16 protein-coding genes and 1 riboswitch are annotated in these 18,436 nt (G+C 60.6%); of the genes, 6 read left to right on the top strand and 10 right to left on the bottom strand.

The genetic code is table 11. The features are described from left to right. Positions 1 to 21: 21 nt before the first annotated feature. From PCPL58_RS07280 to PCPL58_RS07260, 5 genes are all read right to left on the bottom strand, one after another. Positions 22 to 2,751 carry a LuxR C-terminal-related transcriptional regulator gene (locus PCPL58_RS07280; protein ID WP_065349127.1) on the bottom strand — a complete coding sequence of 910 codons (2,730 nt, stop codon included), beginning with the start codon at positions 2,749 to 2,751 and terminating at the stop codon, positions 22 to 24. 209 nt (positions 2,752 to 2,960) lie between these two features. After that, complete coding sequence (locus tag PCPL58_RS07275) at positions 2,961 to 4,325, bottom strand: DUF1329 domain-containing protein (protein WP_065351012.1); 1,365 nt, start codon at positions 4,323 to 4,325, stop codon at positions 2,961 to 2,963. A 28-nt stretch (positions 4,326 to 4,353) separates the two neighbouring features. Next, positions 4,354 to 6,291 carry a DUF1302 domain-containing protein gene (locus PCPL58_RS07270; protein WP_065349126.1) on the bottom strand — a complete coding sequence of 646 codons (1,938 nt, stop codon included), beginning with the start codon at positions 6,289 to 6,291 and terminating at the stop codon, positions 4,354 to 4,356. 309 nt (positions 6,292 to 6,600) lie between these two features. Then, positions 6,601 to 8,283 (bottom strand): fatty acid--CoA ligase, encoded by a 1,683-nt coding sequence (locus PCPL58_RS07265; protein WP_065349125.1) that lies wholly within the window; start codon positions 8,281 to 8,283, stop codon positions 6,601 to 6,603. Between the two features lie 169 nt (positions 8,284 to 8,452). After that, complete coding sequence (locus tag PCPL58_RS07260; RefSeq protein WP_003433697.1) at positions 8,453 to 9,085, bottom strand: LysE family translocator; 633 nt, start codon at positions 9,083 to 9,085, stop codon at positions 8,453 to 8,455. A gap of 237 nt (positions 9,086 to 9,322) precedes the next feature. On the opposite strand from PCPL58_RS07260, the gene PCPL58_RS07255 reads away from it, so the two are divergent. Together PCPL58_RS07255 and PCPL58_RS07250 are read left to right on the top strand one after the other, a co-directional pair. After that, on the top strand, positions 9,323 to 10,321 hold the full coding sequence (locus tag PCPL58_RS07255) for a methyltransferase (RefSeq protein WP_065349124.1): 999 nt from the start codon (positions 9,323 to 9,325) through the stop codon (positions 10,319 to 10,321). Positions 10,322 to 10,359: 38 nt separating this feature from the next. Beyond that, positions 10,360 to 10,554: riboswitch (yybP-ykoY riboswitch) on the top strand. Between the two features lie 13 nt (positions 10,555 to 10,567). Further along, positions 10,568 to 11,152, top strand: coding sequence for a TMEM165/GDT1 family protein (locus tag PCPL58_RS07250; protein ID WP_065349123.1), 585 nt, complete (start codon positions 10,568 to 10,570; stop codon positions 11,150 to 11,152). 54 nt (positions 11,153 to 11,206) lie between these two features. On the opposite strand, the gene PCPL58_RS07245 is transcribed toward PCPL58_RS07250, so the two are convergent. From PCPL58_RS07245 to PCPL58_RS07230, 4 genes are all read right to left on the bottom strand, one after another. Beyond that, positions 11,207 to 12,025 (bottom strand): M48 family metallopeptidase, encoded by an 819-nt coding sequence (locus tag PCPL58_RS07245; protein ID WP_003365550.1) that lies wholly within the window; start codon positions 12,023 to 12,025, stop codon positions 11,207 to 11,209. 183 nt (positions 12,026 to 12,208) lie between these two features. Further along, positions 12,209 to 12,838: an SOS response-associated peptidase gene (locus PCPL58_RS07240; RefSeq protein WP_065349122.1), complete on the bottom strand. Its 630-nt coding sequence runs from the start codon at positions 12,836 to 12,838 to the stop codon at positions 12,209 to 12,211. A 28-nt stretch (positions 12,839 to 12,866) separates the two neighbouring features. Further along, positions 12,867 to 13,127, bottom strand: coding sequence for a putative signal transducing protein (locus PCPL58_RS07235; RefSeq protein ID WP_003365554.1), 261 nt, complete (start codon positions 13,125 to 13,127; stop codon positions 12,867 to 12,869). Further along, positions 13,127 to 13,309 carry a CPXCG motif-containing cysteine-rich protein gene (locus PCPL58_RS07230; RefSeq protein WP_002552181.1) on the bottom strand — a complete coding sequence of 61 codons (183 nt, stop codon included), beginning with the start codon at positions 13,307 to 13,309 and terminating at the stop codon, positions 13,127 to 13,129. Before PCPL58_RS07230 ends, PCPL58_RS07235 begins: the two co-directional genes overlap by 1 nt. A gap of 106 nt (positions 13,310 to 13,415) precedes the next feature. Between PCPL58_RS07230 and PCPL58_RS07225 the strand changes: the two genes are divergently transcribed. Next, positions 13,416 to 14,579: a 1-acyl-sn-glycerol-3-phosphate acyltransferase gene (locus PCPL58_RS07225; protein WP_032609513.1), complete on the top strand. Its 1,164-nt coding sequence runs from the start codon at positions 13,416 to 13,418 to the stop codon at positions 14,577 to 14,579. 298 nt (positions 14,580 to 14,877) lie between these two features. After that, positions 14,878 to 15,084, top strand: a complete 207-nt coding sequence (locus tag PCPL58_RS07220; RefSeq protein WP_003346138.1) for a hypothetical protein — start codon at positions 14,878 to 14,880, stop codon at positions 15,082 to 15,084. Positions 15,085 to 15,159: 75 nt separating this feature from the next. Here the strand turns inward: PCPL58_RS07220 and PCPL58_RS07215 are convergent, their stop codons facing one another. Beyond that, positions 15,160 to 15,741 (bottom strand): YajG family lipoprotein, encoded by a 582-nt coding sequence (locus PCPL58_RS07215; RefSeq protein ID WP_065349121.1) that lies wholly within the window; start codon positions 15,739 to 15,741, stop codon positions 15,160 to 15,162. A gap of 228 nt (positions 15,742 to 15,969) precedes the next feature. Here PCPL58_RS07215 and PCPL58_RS07210 point away from each other — a divergent pair, with 228 nt between their 5' ends. Together PCPL58_RS07210 and mqo are read left to right on the top strand one after the other, a co-directional pair. Beyond that, positions 15,970 to 16,203 carry a hypothetical protein gene (locus PCPL58_RS07210; RefSeq protein ID WP_003365562.1) on the top strand — a complete coding sequence of 78 codons (234 nt, stop codon included), beginning with the start codon at positions 15,970 to 15,972 and terminating at the stop codon, positions 16,201 to 16,203. Between the two features lie 721 nt (positions 16,204 to 16,924). Further along, the gene (gene mqo, locus PCPL58_RS07205) at positions 16,925 to 18,433 is read left to right on the top strand and encodes a malate dehydrogenase (quinone) (RefSeq protein ID WP_065349120.1); all 1,509 of its coding nucleotides are present in this window, start codon (positions 16,925 to 16,927) and stop codon (positions 18,431 to 18,433) included. The last annotated feature ends 3 nt before the right edge of the window (positions 18,434 to 18,436 follow it).

Below are 18,436 nucleotides of genomic sequence, written 5' to 3'. Positions count from 1 at the left end.
GCCCGGTGAACGCCACCGCCGTCAACCCAGCAAGCCCAGCGTCTTGGCCCTCGCCACCGCTTGAGTACGACGCTCGACCCCCAGCTTGCTGTTGATATGACTGGCGTGGGTCTTGACGGTGTGCAGAGAGATGAACAGCTGCTCGCTGATCTCCTGATTGGAACAGCCCTGTGCAATCAGTTGCAGCACTCCCAGTTCACGCACGCTGAGGCAATCGCCGCCATGTGCCGGCTCGTGCAACGGCGTGCAACAGACCGGGAGTTTTTCCAGCAGCGCAGCTCGAACCCGACAGGGTGGCAGTTGCAGCAGTTGCTCATGCAGCCACTGGGGGTGCTCGGCAATCAGCGCCTTGAACGGTATCAGTGCGCCGCCGGACGCTGCGGGCAGGCTGCGCAGCAACAATTCCCGCGCCTCATCGCGTCGCGCCTGGCTCAGCAGCAGGCCGATCTGCTGGGTCATGGCGATCAGTCCCAGCAGTTTCGCCCCCACCTCCTGAGCGCGCAGCTCAAGCGCCCGCAAGCGCCGCTCGCAGGCAACGCCGTCACCCTGTAGTCGTTCGAGTACGGCACGCTGCAACTCGATGTGTTGCGGCAATTGTGGATGGCATTCGGGGGCCGCAGCGCCGAGACCGCCGTTGTAGGTTTGCGTCAGGCGCAGCAGCCACGCTTCGGCAAGGTCCATGCGCCCCTGCAACAGCCACAGCTCGCATTTGACCAGGGTAATCATCGCCAGGTAGTAGATCGGCGGCACGTCCCAGATGTGCATCAGACGTTCGGCCTCGGCAAGCTCGGCGAAGGCTTCGGCAAAGCGGCCGGCGCAGCCTTCCATGGTAGCGATCACGCAATGACCGATCAGCACGCTGATGTCGCGACAGGCGCGCGCCTCGGCCAGGCCGGCCAGTAATAACACCCGCCCCTCGTCCACCTGCAGGCGCAGGGTCAGCAAGTAGCCTTCATACAGCGTCAGACGCGCGCGGACCGCGTACAGCCGAACGGTGGACAAGCCTTTGAGGCGTTGCTGCCCCTGCCGAACTTCCTCGAGCGCGCGCAGAATCTCGCCCCGTGCCTGCAGGACTCGGGCGCGGTCGTAATGCGCCAGCGCCTCGAACAACGGATTGGCGACCCGCTGAGCCAGCTCCAGCGCATCACGATTCAACACGCGGGCGCGCCACAGATCACCGTTGGCAACCGCGAGGTTGGCCAGTGTCGACAGGCACACCAGCCGCTGCCCATAACGTTTTTCCGGCAGGCTCAGCAGGGCTTCGGTGCAATAGCGCTGAGTCTTTTCGCTGTCTCCACGGCCACGGGCGATGATGCTGCTGAGCGCCAGCCACTGGGCGAGCATGGATTTCTGAGCCGTGGCCGAGGGCGCCGGCAGAAACCGGCTCAGTTGATTGGCCAGTTCTTCGGCGGCATCCAGCTGGCAGGCCAGCCCCAGCGCCCAGGCGTAGAGCACGATCAGGCGTGGCGTGCTGGTCAGCAGGTCATCCGGCAAATCCATCTTCCAGCGCAGCAGCATGGCGACGTTCTGTTCGGCCAGCAGTTGCTCTTCCGAGAGGTTCTGCACCAGATTGGCCGCCACATCCAGATGCCCAGCGCGTAACGCCTGCTCGACCGCTTCGTCCAGTTGGCCCTGAGCGCTGAACCAGCGGCAGGCATTGAGGTGCAGACGGGTCGGTGGTGCACCGGCCGCCTGACGCGCGCGCAACAGATCGGAAAACAGATGGTGATAGCGAAACCAATGGCCCTGCTCGTCCAGCGGCACCAGAAAAACCTGATGCGCCTGCAGATAACCCAGCATCTCAACACTGTCCTGGCTGTCCCGCGCGGCGTCGCACAGCTCGGCGCAAAAGCGTTCCAGGCAGGCGGTATCGTAGAGAAACGCCTGAACATCGGCAGGCAGGCAGTCGATCACTTCTTCAAGCAGGTACTCGCGAATCAGCACCTCACTGCCGCGCAGCGCCTGGGACAAGGCGCTTTCGTCGCCGGCTTCGGATGCCGCCAGCAACCAGAAGCGTAGCCCGGCGACCCAGCCTTCGCTGCGCTGAATCAGGCTTTGCAACGCCTCGCTGTCGAGCGACCCGCAGTGCCGCTCCAGCACTGCCATGGATTCGGCGTGCGTGAGGCGCAGGTCCTGTTCGTTGATTTCCAGCAACTGCCGCGTCAGACGCAAGCGTGCCAGATGCCAGTCCGGGCGCTGTCGGCTGGTCACCATCACCACCAGCCCGGCCGGCAGATGATTGAGAAGGAACTGCAGGCAGCGATCAAGTACCGGCCCCTGGGCCAGATGATAGTCATCGAGCACCAGCAGCAGCGGCTTGCTCAGTATCAGGTGCATGGCCAATTCGTCGAGCAGGCCGTCGAGCCACTCCTCGAAGGCAAACGGCTGGTGGCGCTGGCGCATCTTCAGCAGGCTCATCGCCTGCATGCCCAGTTGCGGGAAGAACTGTTGAAGGCTGGCCAGCAAACGCTCAAGAAAACGGCCCGGGTCGCTGTCCCGCGCGCTCAGACCCAGCCATACGTTTTGCCAGTTGTCCGGCAACCCCTGACAGAACTCGACAGCCAGCGAGCTCTTGCCGAACCCGGCCGGGGCGCAGATCAGCAGCAGTCGGCCGCCAAGCCCTGCATCGAGACGCTGACACAGGCGCGCACGGGGAAAATAACCCTCAGGCAGAGGTGGACGGAAAAATCGTCCTTCCAACGCAGGAATCGCGCCGTCTGCAAACCCTTGCATTCGGGACAGATCAGTCATGGCCGGCTCGTGTAGGAATCGTTGTTTCGGCATCGCGGTGTTCGGAGACTAGCGGGTAAATCGCTACTTTTGAAAGGCCATCACCGAAAAGACTGTAACAAAATTCCTACAGCTTATAAGGCCGCTTTCCACAACTGAAAAAGCCCCGGTCAAGGGGCTTTTCAGGCGCGCAAGGCAGGCGCTGCGCTACAGCGTGTATCGATCAAGTATCAACGAACCCCTTCCTGACGCAGCGCGTTGGGGGTGAAGTCGCTGGTGCCGGCCGTGAAGCCGAACTCGTAGGCTTTCTTCTCTTCGTTCTTCATGCCCAGCGCCACGTAGCGACCCGATTGCAGGTCGTACAGTGTTTCTACCGCGTACCACGGCACTTGCTTGTCGTAGTAGTTTTCCGAGTGTGCCTCGGCCACGCGCCACAACTGACCACGCCCGTCGTAATGGTCGATGACCGCAGCCTGCCAGGTGTCTTCATCGATGAAGAAGTCACGCTTGGCATAGATATGACGCTGCCCTTCCTTGAGGGTAGCGGTCACGTGCCAGACGCGGCGCAGTTCGTAGCGGGTCAGGTCCTGGTTGATGTGGCCGGCCTTGATGATGTCGGCGTACTTGAGCGTCGGATCGTCCAGCTTGTGGCTGTTGGAGGCGATGTACATTTCCTGCTTGCCGATCAGTTTCCAGTCATAGCGATCCGGCGCGCCGTTGTACATGTCGAGGTTGTCGGAGGTGCGCAGCCCGTCGGACGCGGTGCCCGGCCCGTCATAGGACACCTGCGGCGCACGCCGGACGCGGCGTTGACCGGCGTTGTACAGCCAGGCCGAACGCGGCTCCTTCACCTGATCGAGGGTTTCATGCACCAGCAGCACGCCACCGGCCAGACGCGCCGGGGCGGTGACTTCCTGCTTGAAGTAGAACAGCACGTTGCCCGGATTTTTCGGGTCGAAATCCCTCATCTTGTCGCGAAACACGAACTGATCGGAGAAATACACCAGGCTGTAGGAGCCATTGGGCTGTGGCGTAGCCTGGGTGACCAGACGCTTGACGCTGCCGCCCCGGTAGCGGGTGATGTGGTTCCAGATGACCTCGACGCCACTGGCCGGGATCGGGAACGGGATGGCCGTGTCGAAGTTTTCCAGACCACTGCCGCCACCGACCAGTTTGGTGGTGGTGGCATTCTTTTTGATCGCGGCGAACACGTCATCCGGCACGGTGGCACCGCGATGGGTCGGGTACACCGGAATCCGGTAGCTGTCCGGGTAACGCTTGAACATCGCGTATTGGCCCGGCGCCAGCTTGTCCTTGTACTGCTCGACATTGGCCGCAGTGATGATGAACAGCGGTTTTTCACTGGCATACGGGTTGGCAAGGAAACCCTTGCTGTCCACCGCCCCGGCGTTTTTCGGCATCGGGCTCCAGGCCGGGATGGTGTTGGCCGCATTACCGGCCTTTTCCGCGCCCATCGGCGTCAGCGAGGTGCCCAGCTTTGCCGCTTCGGACTCGGATACCGCAGCCATCACCCCTGTCGCCAGCAGCGACAGACCCAGAACTCCGGCTTGCAACAGACTTTTTGTTATTTTCATGTTCATCGTCATCCTGAAAACCATGTTCTTAGAAGTTCATGCCGAAGCTGAGCGCCACGAAGTCCCGGTCATCGACCGTGGTGTACTTGCCATCAAAGAAGTTGGTGTAGGAAAGGTTCGCGGTGTAGGTGTTCTGGTACTCGGCATCGAGCCCCAGGCTGACGGCCTTGCGCCCTTCTTCGAAGTTGCCGCCAGGGCCGGGTGAATAGCCTTTGACGTCATGCGACCAGGCCACGCTCGGCTTGAGGTTGACCCCGGCAAACACGCTGTTGTAATCCCAGATGGCGCGGGCGCGGTAGCCCCAGGAGTTGGCAGTGGTAAAGCCGTCGTCTTCGCAATAGCGGGTCAGGTTGTTCTGCTCGGCACCGGTCAGTGTGCCGGCGTTCAGCGTTGCGCATTGACCGCCAGGCAGCGGCCCAGGGCCATACACCGGATCGCGTCCGTAACGGATTTTGGAGGTGCTTTCGAGCCCGCCCACGTGCGTCCAGCCCACTTCACCGACCACCGTCAGACGCTCTGCGCCCATGACCTGATCGAAGAACTGGGTAAATGTGGTCTGCATCTGGGTGATTTCTTTGCGGCGATAACCGGCTTGATCCGTATTCGGCTGACCGCTGAGCAGCGACACGTTGGGGTTGAGCGGCGAAATGCCCGAATATAGGATGTCGGTGGTGTTGACCTGAATCGGTGCGTTGGGGCGGTAGCTGATCTCGCCGCTCCACGCCGTGCCGGTGGGCAGCGTGGTCGAGAAGCTCAGGCCGTACAGGCGAATGTCTTCGGGGTACTCAACGTAGTAACTGGAGTTGCCCGCCACCACCACCGGCAGCAGGCTGGGGGCCAGCGCGGCGGCCGTGCTGGCAGGAATGCCGTTGCGAACCAGCGAACCGACCAGCCCTTGCGGACTGAACGAAGCGGCCGAGCCGCCGCGCCCGCTGAAAATCGGTGCACGGCTGTGGTAATTCATCATGTACGCGCCGAACTCGGTGTCCAGCGGTTCGAAGTTGTAACGCAAGGCGAAACCGAACTGGCCGCTGTCGCGCGCATCGCGGTCAGGGCCTCGACGTACCACCGCGCCCTCATCCGGGTTGCCGAACACCACGCCCTGCTGCGACAGCGAATTGAACACCGCACCGCGCGCGCCGGCTGGCAAACCGGCCGCCGTCAGCGAGCTGTTCAGGCCGCTGCGGCTGCGCAAGACCGCCAGGTTGTTGTTGCAGCCATCGGCAATCACATCGGGTTGCGAGAAGAAGGTGCCGCAGTTGTCGACGACCGTCTGATCCCATTCCAGCTGGTAGAAACCTTCGGCAGACAGGTTGTCAGTCAGGCTCTGGGACAGGTAGAACATGTTGACCGGAATCAGGCCTTCCTTGATTTCCGAACCGGGCCGCCGGAACGCCGAGACGTCGATCGGGTTGACGCTGTTGATGCCGCCCTGAATGAAGGTACTTTCACCCCAACTGATGACCTGCTTGCCGAAGCGTACCGCGCCGGGCTGATCGGCAATCGAATAGTTGTGATAGACGAAGGCGTCGAGCAGCTGGAACCCGGACGACTTGGCGCCCTCCTTGCGGCCCGAGTCGCTGATGTCCTTGAACTCGCGGTTTTCATCCTTGAGTTCGAAGTCGTACCAGTATTTGCCGCGCAGGAAAACGCCGGTATCGCCGTATTTCAATTCCAGATCATGAATGCCCTTGAAGATCTTCGAATACGTCTCCCCACGCTTGAAGTTCAAGTGACCGTCATCGGACGTCTGCGACAGACCACGCCCACCGTTGTTGGCGCCGATCAGGTTCTTGTTGGGATTGGCAGTCGACCAGCTCGCGCCCACCGACAGCGAGGAGTCGAAACTGCCTTCGATCTCGCCAACGTTGAAGGTCACGGCAAAGGCCGGGCTGGCGAGCGATGAGGCAAGGCTGACAGCCAGAGGCAGCCTGGCCCGACGCCAGAAGGGGGATGTGCTTGTCATCGACGCTACTCCTTGTGTTTTATTGTTATGGCGGTGGGGAAATCCAGAAACGAATCAGTCATCGAATCAACACACACGCCAGGTCCGCTCTTGCCATTCCCGGTGCTGACTATAGCCAGCACGCTCTGACGCTAGATCCCTCTAAAGTGTGATTTGCACGACCAACGCCTCTGGACCGCCCGTTTCCGGGAGGCCGCCAAAAAACATGTGGCGGGGAGGATGGCGTAATTTGCAAATTTGGCAAGTCACAGAGCAGGACGTGCAGCGCAGACACGTGCCGTCGCCGACGGATACGGCACGCCCGAGGTGTCAGAGGGTCGACAGAAAGGCACTATTGCTGCTTTGCCACTCCACGATGTCCAGGCGCATGCGTTTCTTGTCCAGCTTGCCGACGCTGGTCTTGGGAATTTCGGTAACAAGCGCGATCTGGCTGGGAATGGCCCACTTATTGATATGACCTTGCTCGACAAACGGCTTGAGGTGTTCCTTCAAACCCTTGGCGTCGAGCTGGTGGCCATCGCGAATCACCAGCAAGGCAAACGGCCGCTCTCCCCATTGCGGATCGGCGATGCCGACCACTGCCACTTCGCGCACTGCCGGGTGGCGACTGCACAAGTCTTCGAGTTCCAGCGAGGAAACCCATTCGCCACCGGTCTTGATCACGTCCTTGATACGGTCGCGAATGTCGATGAACCCCATGCCGTCCAGCGTCGCCACATCGCCGGTGTGCAGCCAGCCGCCCGCCCACAACTCGGCGCCTTTTTCGGGCTCGCGAAAGTAGCTGCCGGTCAGCCACGGCGCGCGCAAAACCAGCTCGCCTTGGGTTTCGCCGTCGGCCGGGAGGAAGTTGCCCTGTTGATCGATGATGGCGGCCTCCACCAGCATCCCCGGCACGCCGGCCTTGATCCGGTAGGTGATGCGCTCGTCTTCACTGCCCGCTTTCAACTCCTCGTTGATGTGCGCTACGGATATGAGCGGTCCGGTTTCGGACATGCCGTACGCGGCAGTGAGCTGGATACCCTTGGATTTGGCGGCCTGATATAGGCTGCGGGTCAGGGAGCTGCCGCCAATGATGATCTTCCAGCCGCGGAAATCGACATCCTGGGCAGACTTGGCGTTCAGGAGCATTTGCAGGATGGTCGGCACGCAATGAGAGAAGGTGACTTTCTCCCTGCGCCAGAGCTCTACCAGCAAGTCGGGATCGTAGCGGCCGGGGTACACCTGCTTCAGACCAAGCATGGTTGCGGCATAGGGAATGCCCCAGGCGTGCACGTGAAACATCGGCGTGATCGGCATGTAGACGTCATCGGTGCCGAGCAGCCGGGTGCTGTCGATACAGCCCATGATGGTCGCCACGCCCATGGTGTGCAGCACCAGTTGGCGGTGGGTGAAATACACCCCCTTGGGGTTGCCGGTGGTGCCGGTGGTGTAAAACGTGGTGGCGACCGAGTTTTCGTCGAAATCCTCGAACACGTATTCGGGGCTGGCCGCCGCCAGCAGGGTCTCGTACTCGCCCACGAGGTTGGGCAGCTCGGCGGTCTTGTCTGGCAAATCGGTCAGCAGCAGGGTCTTTTCGACCGTATTCAGATGTTCGGACATCGCCTGATACAGCCCGGTGAACTCGCTGTTCACCAGCACCAGACGGTCATCGGCGTGATTGATGGTGTAGGCGATCTGCTCGGGAGAAAGCCGCACATTGACGGTGTGGATGACCGCGCCAATCATTGGGATGGCGAACATGCACTCCAGGTAGCGGTGGCTGTCCCAGTCCATCACCGCCACGGTGTCGCCGGCTTTCACGCCCGCCGCGGTCAGTACGTTGGCCAGGCGGCAGATGCGTTCGTTGAGGGTGGCGTAGGTGTAGCGGACCGAATCACGGTAGATGATTTCGCGCGTCTTTTCATAACGACTGCCGGACAGCAGCAGGCGCTTGATCAACAGAGGGCACTGATAAGCGCCATCGGCGGGCGGAAGAACGCGAGTCTGTAACATATGAAGCCCTTTTCAAAGTCCACAGGCGTGGCTGGAAATATGGACTCTAGGGCCTCGGGCTGCTAGTGAAATCAGTAAAAGGGATGATTTGACGAGACGCCCCGTGCTGTCTGCAAGGGGCGTCCGGGTTGCTGCATATGCTCGGTGTTAGGCGTCCTGAATTCAGGTTTCAGCGGACCTCGGTCAGCGCCAGCTTGATGCCCAGCGCGATCAGCACGCCGCCCATGGCCCGGTCGAACCAGTGCCCCATGCGCGCGAATCCTGCGCGTACCCGGGCCTGGCTGAACAGTCGCGCCACCAGACAGAACCACGCCGCCGTCGCCACCGCGAGATACACGCCGTAACCGCCCTGCACCAGCAATGGCGTATGCGGATTGATCACCACGGTGAACAGCGAGAGGAAGAACAGCGTCGCCTTGGGGTTCAGGCCATTGGTGACGAAACCGCTGATGTAGGCACCGCGCGCCGTGCGCTCGCCGGGCGTGGCCTTGATGGCGGCATCGCCCGTCGCGGCGGCCGGTTTGGCGCGCAACGCCTTGATGCCGATGTACAGCAGATAGGCAGCGGCTGCCCATTTCAGCGCGTTGAACAGCACGATGGACTGGGAAACGATAATCCCGATCCCCAGCAGCGAATAGCCCACATGCAGAAAGATCGCCGAGCCGACGCCCAACGCCGCCCAGGTCCCGGCCTTGCGCCCATGAGTCACGCTTTCACGCACCACCACCGCGAAATCCGGGCCGGGACTGGCAACCGCCAGCAAGTGAATCAGCGCAACGGTAAGAAACTCTGCCCAGTACATGTGGGACCTCCTGGAGGATTGACGTCTGACCCGGCAGATTACGCTGTCTGGCGTATCCGCAACAGATGCCGGTATTGATGCGGCGCAGGGCTTGCTCTAACTATCGTGCGACGCTGGAGCGTGCGGAATGATCATCGCAACTATCGTGCGACGCTCTGCGTCGCATGCCGTTCTGGACGCTCCGCGTCCTGCTGGCCCATATCCTGTTAGACTGCGCGCTTTTTCAGGAGCCATTCCATGGACCCGCGCAGTGAAGTGTTACTCCGTCAGGCCGAGCTGTTTCAGGGCTCGCTGTTGTTGGTCGGGCTGCCCGCCGATGACCTGCTCGGAAAACTGCCGGATGCCCGTGGATGGTGCTGGCACGCCGGCGATCAGGTGGCTCTGGATGCGCGTTTTGAAGGCCGTGTGGATTTCGGCGTCGAAGCGCCACAGACAGACCTCGAAGCCGCTGTGCTGTTCCTGCCCAAGGCACGTGACCTGACCGACTACCTGCTCAATGCGCTGGCCTCGCGACTGGCCGGGCGCGAGCTGTTTCTGGTCGGCGAGAAACGTGGCGGTATCGAAGCGGCTGCCAAGCAACTGAGCCCGTTCGGTCGCGCACGCAAGCTGGACAGCGCCCGCCACTGCCAGCTGTGGCAGGTGACGGTCGAGCACGCACCGCAAGCCGTCAGCCTGGAAAGCCTCGCCAAGCCCTACCAGATCGAATTGCAGGACGGCCCGCTTAACGTCGTCAGCCTGCCCGGCGTGTTCAGCCATGGCCGCCTCGACCGTGGTTCAGCCCTGTTGCTGGAAAACATCGACAAGCTACCCAGCGGCAACCTGCTCGACTTCGGTTGTGGCGCCGGAGTGCTGGGGGCGGCGATCAAGCGTCGTTACCCGCACAACGAAGTCATCATGCTCGATGTCGATGCCTTCGCCACCGCCAGTTCGCGCCTGACCCTGGCCGCCAATGGCCTGCAAGCCCAGGTGCTGACCGGTGACGGCATCGACGCAGCACCGATGGGCTTGAACACGATTCTGAGCAACCCGCCGTTCCATGTCGGCGTTCATACCGATTACATGGCAACGGAAAACCTGCTGAGAAAAGCCCGCCAACATCTTAAATCAGGCGGCGAACTGCGCTTGGTGGCGAATAACTTCCTGCGTTATCAGCCGTTGATCGAAGAGCACGTCGGGCAGTGCGAAGTCAGGGCGCAAGGCAACGGTTTCAAAATCTACAGCGCCAAACGCCCCTGAAATAAGCACTTGCCGAAACGTTTTCGCGGAGGCAGAATCCGCTCCGTCCTAGGGGAGTAGTCTCCCACGAGCGCTATGCTCGTCCGGCACGTATCAACATACTTGGTCCTCAGACCATGGTACGTGCGACCCGGAATCCGCTCAGACAGATCGGTGGTTTGACAAGACCTATGACACGAACACCTTACCCGGGGCGGGGAGGTCGTACGTGTCATAGCCGTGTCGGCCCGCCCCTTAGGAAACCTGATGCTGGAATCATTCTTAATCCCTACCGCAGTGGTCGCACTCGCCGAAATCGGTGACAAGACGCAGTTGCTCGCGCTCATTCTCGCTGCGCGCTTTCGCAAGCCCTGGCCGATCATCGCAGGCATCGTTGCCGCAACGCTGGCCAACCATGCAGCAGCTGGCGCTGTAGGTGCCTGGTTCAGCAGTTATCTGTCAGACGCAGTGCTGCACTGGATACTCGCCGCCAGCTTTACCGCCACGGCGCTGTGGACACTGGTTCCGGACAAGATGGACGATGACGAAGCCAGCACGGCACGCAAGTTCGGCCCGTTCATGACCACGCTGATTACGTTCTTCATCGCTGAAATCGGTGACAAGACGCAGATCGCCACGGTGATGCTGGCGGCGCAGTATTCCTATCTGTGGCTGGTCATTCTGGGCACCACGGTGGGCATGCTGCTGGCCAACATGCCGGTGGTACTGGCGGGCAATTTCGCCGCCGAGAAACTGCCGCTGACCCTGATCCGCCGACTGGCTGCCTGCGCGTTCTTCGTGCTGGCGCTGGTGGCGGTTTACAAGGCAATGCAAGTCAGCGGCTGGGTGTAATGCTGGCCCGTAGCTTTGCAAAGACACGCGCAACGCTACGGGCGACTCATTCACTCAGGATTTGGGGGCAGCCTGATACAGCGGCATGACTTTCGGAATCGCAGCCTGCAACGAAGCGATGCGACTTTCCGAGGCCGGGTGAGTGCTCATGAACTCAGGCTGCGAACCACCGGAGTTCTGGGTCATCTTCTGCCACAGTGTGATCGCCGCATTCGGGTTGTAACCGGCACGTGCGGCCAGTTCCAGACCGAGCAGATCGGCTTCGTTCTCGTTACTGCGGCTGTTGGGCAGTGTCAGGCTGTAGTTGACCACGGTATCTGCCAACGCCAGGCTGTCCTGTCCCAATCCCAGCAAGGCACCTGCGCCCTGCTTGGCCATTGAAACGCCGTATGCCTTGGACATCGCTTCACGCCCGTGCTCGCGCAGGGCATGGGCGATCTCGTGGCCCATGACCGCAGCGATTTCATCGTCGGTCAGCTTGAGGGTATCAATCAGACCGGTGTAAACGAAAATCTTGCCGCCAGGACCACAATTGGCGTTCAGCTCATCGCTCTTGATCAGGTTGACTTCCCACTGCCACTGCGCCGAATCAGGCCGCAATTTGGGCGCCTGGGCAATCAGTCGATTGGCGATTGCATGAACCCGCTTGGCATTGGCGCTGGTGGTGTCCAGCACCCCTTTGCTGGTCGCCTCGCCAACGGTCTGCTGATAGGACTGGGCGTACATTTTGTTGACTTCATCCGTGGAGAGCATGCTGAACATGTACTGTTTGCGCTCCACACCGACCGAGTCGCCACTCGTGGTATTGACTGCCTGACACCCGCCGAGCAGCAACGCAGCGCTCAAGGCACAGAAGGCAAATGAAGGACGCATGGTGTATCTCCTTGTGTGTAAAACGGTCAGTCCCGGGGCAGACCTCTGCGCCAGATACCGGCCAACTGGCATCTTGGTCTTTGACAGGGGTGGATGGTTCCCGCAGGTGTGTCCAGTTTGTATCAGATGTACTTCAACGCGGATATCGGATTTGTCCGATTCGGTGTTTTTTGCCGTCCCCGCCTAGCTTAATGGCGTGAGGCACTCGGGCGCATTCAGCTTGGGATCGTTGACCAGATTGGCCAGAGGCCGTTCGCGCAGCGCCGTCTGCGGGGCAGCCAGTAACGCTTGCAACGTCGGCAGCGGCGTGTCGGCGGCCAGCCAGTCTTTCTGGCCCTTGGCATCCAGAATCAATGGCCGACGCTGGGTCGCAGCCGCCTGGGTGACCACCGCGACGCTCAGGTACGTATGCCCCTGCACCGGATAGGCTTCCCAGATTGCGGCGAAAAACAGCGCGGCGCCCTCCCCCGGCGTCAACCAGAACGGACGCTTGCGCACCGTGCCGCGCCATTCGTAAAAGCCGTTGGCGGGGAGCAGGCAGCGGCGATGGGTGAAGGCATCGCGAAACATCGGCTGCTCGGCCAAGGTTTCGGCGCGGGCATGGGCGGGTGTTTTCGACAGGTCGGTGAGCCAGGCCGGCGTCAGGCCCCAGCGCGCGCGCACCAGCTCGATACCGTCAGCGTTTTCGGCGGCGCGCATGATCAACACCCAGTCGGCTGGCGAAATATTCCATTGCGCCTGCTGATCGGCAGGAAAACCGGGCAAGGCGGCAAAGGCAGGGGTCCAGCGAAACAGGGCGTAGCGTCCACACATGGGGGCTAATCAGACTCTTTTAAGGTGCTCAGCACACCAGTACATCGGGGAAGTCGTCCGGCTCATCGCCAGACAGAGGCGAGGCGCTATTGTACGCAGTGATCAACGCTCGTGCGCGAGCGACCTGCGCATCTTCGACCTTGAGTGCCAGCAGCCCCAGCCCCGGCAGCTCGCCCATCGCCCCGAGCAGATCGCGACCGGCCAGATGCGCCTTGATGCCTTCACTGGCGAGCATTGCCAGCAGCAACTCGGCCTCCATCAGGTTCTCGGGCTCGTAGATCTTCTGCATCACTCGTTCTCGCTGCGAACGTCCAGATTCCAGTCTTCGCCGTCGGTCTGCAGGTCGAAAATGATCGGGCGGCAACAGACCGGACAGTCTTCAATGTACTGTTGATCGCCACCGGAAAGGTCCAGTACGGCTTCGACAGGTTCGCCGCAATAAGGGCAGTCGTAACTCTGTAATTCCTGCATCACGGTCTCCGGGATCAGTTATGCGTATAATTGACCCATTCTTCAGAAGGCAGTTTTAACAAATCCGTCTTCTTTTTACCCTATTCGATTCAAACAAGAGAGCATGATGGGCGAATTTGATGCCATCCGACCTTACAACGATGCAGAAGTCCCCGCCGTCTTGGCACGTCTGCTGAGCGACAAAGCCTTTCTCGCCATTCTGACCCGATTCCGCTTTCCCCGCCTCGCGGGCGCATTCGGCTGGCTGCTGCAGCCTACCCTGGCGCGCAAGCTGCGCCGCGAGTTTGCCGGTATCGACTCGGTCGCCACGCTGCAGGACAAGGTCGAATATTACGTCGACCACACGATCGAACGCGCCACGGACGGGGTCACCTACACCGGCGTCGAACAGCTGAAGTCCGGTTGCGCCTACCTGTTTCTGGCCAACCATCGCGATATCGTCATGGACCCGGCGTTCGTCAACTACGCCGTGTACCACGCAGGCCTGCCCACTCCGCGCATCGCGATTGGCGACAACCTGCTGCAAAAGCCATTCGTCAGCGACCTGATGCGCCTGAACAAGAGCTTCATCGTGCATCGCTCGATCATCGGGCGACGCGAAAAAATGGCGGCTTATCAATTGCTGTCGGCGTACATCAATCACTCGATCACCAAGGACTGCCAGTCGATCTGGATCGCTCAGGCCGAGGGCCGCGCCAAGGACGGTGACGACCGTACCGAGTCGGCGATCCTCAAGATGTTCCACATGAGCCGCAAGGATGAGCCGTTTGGCGACGTGATTCGTTCGCTGAACCTGATCCCGGTGTCGATCAGCTACGAATATGATCCGTGCGACAGCGCCAAGGCCCGCGAGCTGTACATTCGTGCGACAACCGGCGTCTACACCAAGACGCCGGGCGAAGACGACGTGAGCATTGCCCTCGGCATCACCGGCTATAAAGGCCGCGTGCACGTGAACTTCGCACCGCCGATCACCGAGTATTTCGAGGACACCAAGCAACTGGCCATCGAGATGGACCGGCAGATTCTCGGCGGCTATCGGCTGTTCCCGGTGCATTATCTGGCTTACGCGCAGTGGAGCGATGCCGATCCGGCGCTGGAAGTGCCGAAGGCTGACGCACTGTTCCCGGCCGATGAACTCGAACGCGCCAGGGAGGAGTGGGAAAGTCGCCTGGCTGGCACGCCGATCGAGCACCGCCCTTACATGATTCAGCAATACGCGACACCGGTGCGTAACCAGTACCGCGTCAAGGCAGGGCTGGCGCTTTAAGAATCGGAACGTCTATCGCGCCCATGCTCCGCGTGGGTACGCCGTTCTGGATGCTCTGCGTCCGGTCTTGAGCGCTTCAGCGCGCCGTGATGCAGAGCGTCACCCAAGGCATTTCCATGCTGGAGCGTGAGGAACGACAGGTGTGCGGGAGAACACGTGTCATGCCCATGCTCCGCGTGATCATGCGCCCCCGAAATATTCTGCATGACAATTCTCTGCCGCTGTCACCCCAGCGTCATACTTCGCCTGCATTGTGTGGCTCCTCGAGAAACGGACTTCCCTCTCTTTGGAGCTTGTCATGCTGCATGCAAAAAATCAGGATCGCCTTTATCTCATTGCCCCAAGCGATGAGCAGCAGGAGTTGATCGATGGCCTGGCCTTCAATGTTCAGGACCGCCACTGGTTGGTCTACTGCGCACTGGGCGGGCATGTTCATCATGATCTGCCGGATCTGGATCAGGACACGGGGTTGAGTTTTCTGGACTTTTACCAGCAAGCAGCCTGATACCAAACCCGGGACAGCAAAAAGCCCGGCCCCCTCAACAGGGGCCGGGCTTTTTTTATCGCGATGGTTAGAGGCTTACTGCGACAGGGTCGAACCGATGGTCGGGTCCTGGAACACGCGGGTCAGTGCGTCGCTCAGCACGTCGCTCACCAGCTTGGTGTTGGTTTCCTGATTCGGCGCCATACCGAAACGCTGATCCAGCGATGCGGCGTAACGACCACTGTAGGAGCGACCGTTATTGCGCACGTCAGCGCGGAACGTCGAGCTGATGGTGGCTTCAGTCACATACAGACCTTCCTTGGGCGACTGGTACTTCAAGTCAGCGAGGGTCACGGTCAACTGCGGAGCGCTGCCGCCCTGGGTCGGCGTAAAGCCCAACAGGCGCACGGCGGCTTCAGCCTGGGCCTGGAGCTTGGGAACGATATCGGCACCGTTGACGCTGATCGAACTGGTTTCCGGGTACATGCCGCCGCGCGTGCCCAGTGTCGGGCCAGGACGGCCGTCGACGACACGCACCACCACAGGCTGCCCGCGCCCTACCGGCGCCAGCTGCGCGTTGAGCTTGGGCGTGGGGCTGAGTTGTTGTGGGCTGTGGGCGCAACCCACCAGGGTCAAACTGCTTACAGCAAGCAAACCGAACAAAATGCGACGCAGCATGCTCATTTCTCCATGGGCCAGACACTGAATGTGCCGCAGTATAGCGGCCTGTAACAGCCGCTAACCAGAGGCCACTGACCGTTAAGCCTCGGACATTCGACACGCATCGGGTTTCACGCAGCAACGCAGGACGAGATTCATCCGGCACGGTGTAATCATGGCGTCACATCCACGCGGCAGACTCGCCTCCATCGCACAGACGCTCATTCACGTCACAGGAGCTGCGCCATGAATCTGTTCCGGTCTCTGTTCACTGCACGCCCCCAGCATCGCCACTATGCGCGTATCGATCAGGCAGGTATCTGCCGTGCATTCAAACACTGCGCGCAACGTCCGACCGGCGTGGAATGGGTTGAAGTGACCGAGCAACGGATCAGCTGGCTGAATCGACCACTGCCCGCCAGCGCACGCGTGACGCAGCGTAGCGAACGCTCAACGCGCGGCCAGTTGCTCACCGCCTGACCGGAGAGCGAATAAAAGTCATTTAAAGCGATCAATTCCTGCCATTTCATCGCTATAATCTCCCCCCGATTATAAGGACGTCTCCTGATCGGGCCTCGCAGCACTGCTAATCGCCGTATTAGCGCCTTCGTAATGCCCACAGAGAGCCGCCCACACAGGTCATTTGCGCACGAGTGTGCTCGATGAAAGGTGAAGAAAGCTCGAATCGAATCGAACCTTTCCCGCCCGTCAGCGCCTCACTCTTTATGCTCCTGACCTGCCAGCGCTGTCATCGCAGCCATTTCGAGGTTTGGTTCGCGTTCCCAAAAGGACGTGAAAAACGGGTTTCACTACTTCACAAGAGTGTGGCGAGCAAATGAATAGGTACGCGTTTGTAAATGCACCATCAGCGTCTGAACCGACTCTCTTGAACAGGACTGACCGCGACTGCGCCTCCATGACCGGAGCCTGACGCCATCGGCAGGAGCCAATTGCACAAGGGGCTCCCTGACGATGGTCGAATGGCCTCGCAGGCCTGGAAATGCGTTCATGAAGCATTGATGAACCATGACCGGACCTGACCGGGACCTGCGCTTTGGATGCGAAAAATTGCGAAGAATCGGTCAGGCGATCCTGGCAAGGCGCACGAGGGTAGACATTTGATCCAGCCCACGAACACCTGGCAACCAGCCTCAGGATCGTATGCCGTCAATTTGGTGCTGCAGATTTTGGAGACGCGTTAATGGCGCATAAAGAAGCAGTCGATGTAGTACTGGTCGGAGCGGGCATCATGAGTGCCACTCTGGCGGTATTGCTTAAAGAGCTCGACCCCGGCATCACGCTGGAAGTCGTTGAGCTGATGGATTCCGGTGCTGCAGAGAGTTCCAACCCGTGGAACAACGCCGGCACCGGCCACGCAGGTCTGTGCGAGCTGAACTACACGCCGCCTGCGGCTGATGGCTCCATCGACATCAAGAAAGCGGTGCACATCAACACCCAGTTCGAAGTCTCGAAACAGTTCTGGGCCTATCTGGCACGCAAGGGCACCTTTGGTTCAGCCAGATCGTTCATCAACCCAGTCCCGCACCTGAGCTTCGTGCAGGGCGAAAAAGGCATCTCGTTCCTCAAGACCCGTTTTGAAGCCATGAGCAAGCATCACGCCTTCTCTTCGATGGAATATACCGAAGACAAGGCAAAGCTGGCCGAATGGATGCCATTGATGATGCCGGGGCGGCCTGCGGACGAAAAAATTGCCGCAACACGCATGATGAACGGCACCGACGTCAACTTTGGCGCGCTGACCAATCAACTGCTCGGCCATCTGACCAGTGCTCCAGGCACACAGATCAAGTACCGCAGCCGGGTGACCGACCTGACCCGCAACGGCGCTGGCTGGACCGTCAGCGTCAAGGACGTGAATGGCGGCGGCACGCGTGAGATAGATGCCAAATTCGTGTTCCTCGGTGCCGGTGGCGCAGCGTTGCCGCTGTTGCAGTTGTCGGGCATCGAAGAAAGCAAGGGCTTTGGCGGCTTTCCGGTCAGCGGTCAGTGGCTGCGTTGCGACAACCAGGAAGTGGTCAAGCATCACCAGGCCAAGGTCTACAGCCAGGCCGCCGTGGGTTCGCCGCCAATGTCCGTGCCGCACCTGGACACCCGCGTGGTCGATGGCAAGAAATCCCTGCTGTTCGGACCGTATGCCGGCTTCACCACCAAGTTCCTGAAACACGGCTCGTTACTCGACCTGCCGCTCTCGGTCCGCGTGGCCAACATCAAACCGATGCTGGCGGTGGCGCGCGACAACATGGACCTGACCAAATACCTGGTCAGCGAAGTGATGCAATCAATGGAGCAACGCCTGGAATCGCTGCGCCGCTTCTATCCGGAAGCGAAAGCCGAAGACTGGCGTCTCGAAATCGCCGGTCAGCGCGTGCAGATCATCAAGAAAGACGCGAAAAAAGGCGGCGTGCTGCAATTCGGCACCGAGCTGGTCTCCGCAAAAGACGGCTCATTGGCCGCCCTGCTCGGTGCGTCACCGGGTGCATCGGTGACCGTGTCGATCATGCTTGAGCTGCTCGAACGCTGCTTCCCGGAGAAAACCCGCACGGAATGGGCGACCAAGCTCGAAGAGATTTTCCCGGCCAGGGAAAAGATCCTCGAAACCGATGCGCCGCTCTACGAGCGCATCAGCGCGCAGAACGACGAGGCGCTGGAACTGGTCGAGAAAAGCAGCCAGGAACACAGCTTCGCCTGACCC

It is taken from the genome of Pseudomonas cerasi, assembly GCF_900074915.1.
In the GTDB taxonomy this organism is placed as follows: Bacteria; Pseudomonadota; Gammaproteobacteria; order Pseudomonadales; family Pseudomonadaceae; genus Aquipseudomonas; species Aquipseudomonas cerasi.
Note: the sequence above shows the minus strand (reverse complement) of the source record. Positions and strands in the feature narration are given on the sequence as shown.

What these genes read in the sequence shown, in the direction of transcription:
- PCPL58_RS07280 (WP_065349127.1), bottom strand. Translation starts at nt 2,751, where the DNA reads ATGACTGATCTGTCCCGAATGCAAGGGTTTGCAGACGGCGCGATTCCT.
- PCPL58_RS07275 (WP_065351012.1), bottom strand. Translation starts at nt 4,325, where the DNA reads ATGAAAATAACAAAAAGTCTGTTGCAAGCCGGAGTTCTGGGTCTGTCG.
- PCPL58_RS07270 (WP_065349126.1), bottom strand. Translation starts at nt 6,291, where the DNA reads ATGACAAGCACATCCCCCTTCTGGCGTCGGGCCAGGCTGCCTCTGGCT.
- PCPL58_RS07265 (WP_065349125.1), bottom strand. Translation starts at nt 8,283, where the DNA reads ATGTTACAGACTCGCGTTCTTCCGCCCGCCGATGGCGCTTATCAGTGC.
- PCPL58_RS07260 (WP_003433697.1), bottom strand. Translation starts at nt 9,085, where the DNA reads ATGTACTGGGCAGAGTTTCTTACCGTTGCGCTGATTCACTTGCTGGCG.
- PCPL58_RS07255 (WP_065349124.1), top strand. Translation starts at nt 9,323, where the DNA reads ATGGACCCGCGCAGTGAAGTGTTACTCCGTCAGGCCGAGCTGTTTCAG.
- PCPL58_RS07250 (WP_065349123.1), top strand. Translation starts at nt 10,568, where the DNA reads ATGCTGGAATCATTCTTAATCCCTACCGCAGTGGTCGCACTCGCCGAA.
- PCPL58_RS07245 (WP_003365550.1), bottom strand. Translation starts at nt 12,025, where the DNA reads ATGCGTCCTTCATTTGCCTTCTGTGCCTTGAGCGCTGCGTTGCTGCTC.
- PCPL58_RS07240 (WP_065349122.1), bottom strand. Translation starts at nt 12,838, where the DNA reads ATGTGTGGACGCTACGCCCTGTTTCGCTGGACCCCTGCCTTTGCCGCC.
- PCPL58_RS07235 (WP_003365554.1), bottom strand. Translation starts at nt 13,127, where the DNA reads ATGCAGAAGATCTACGAGCCCGAGAACCTGATGGAGGCCGAGTTGCTG.
- PCPL58_RS07230 (WP_002552181.1), bottom strand. Translation starts at nt 13,309, where the DNA reads ATGCAGGAATTACAGAGTTACGACTGCCCTTATTGCGGCGAACCTGTC.
- PCPL58_RS07225 (WP_032609513.1), top strand. Translation starts at nt 13,416, where the DNA reads ATGGGCGAATTTGATGCCATCCGACCTTACAACGATGCAGAAGTCCCC.
- PCPL58_RS07220 (WP_003346138.1), top strand. Translation starts at nt 14,878, where the DNA reads ATGCTGCATGCAAAAAATCAGGATCGCCTTTATCTCATTGCCCCAAGC.
- PCPL58_RS07215 (WP_065349121.1), bottom strand. Translation starts at nt 15,741, where the DNA reads ATGCTGCGTCGCATTTTGTTCGGTTTGCTTGCTGTAAGCAGTTTGACC.
- PCPL58_RS07210 (WP_003365562.1), top strand. Translation starts at nt 15,970, where the DNA reads ATGAATCTGTTCCGGTCTCTGTTCACTGCACGCCCCCAGCATCGCCAC.
- mqo (WP_065349120.1), top strand. Translation starts at nt 16,925, where the DNA reads ATGGCGCATAAAGAAGCAGTCGATGTAGTACTGGTCGGAGCGGGCATC.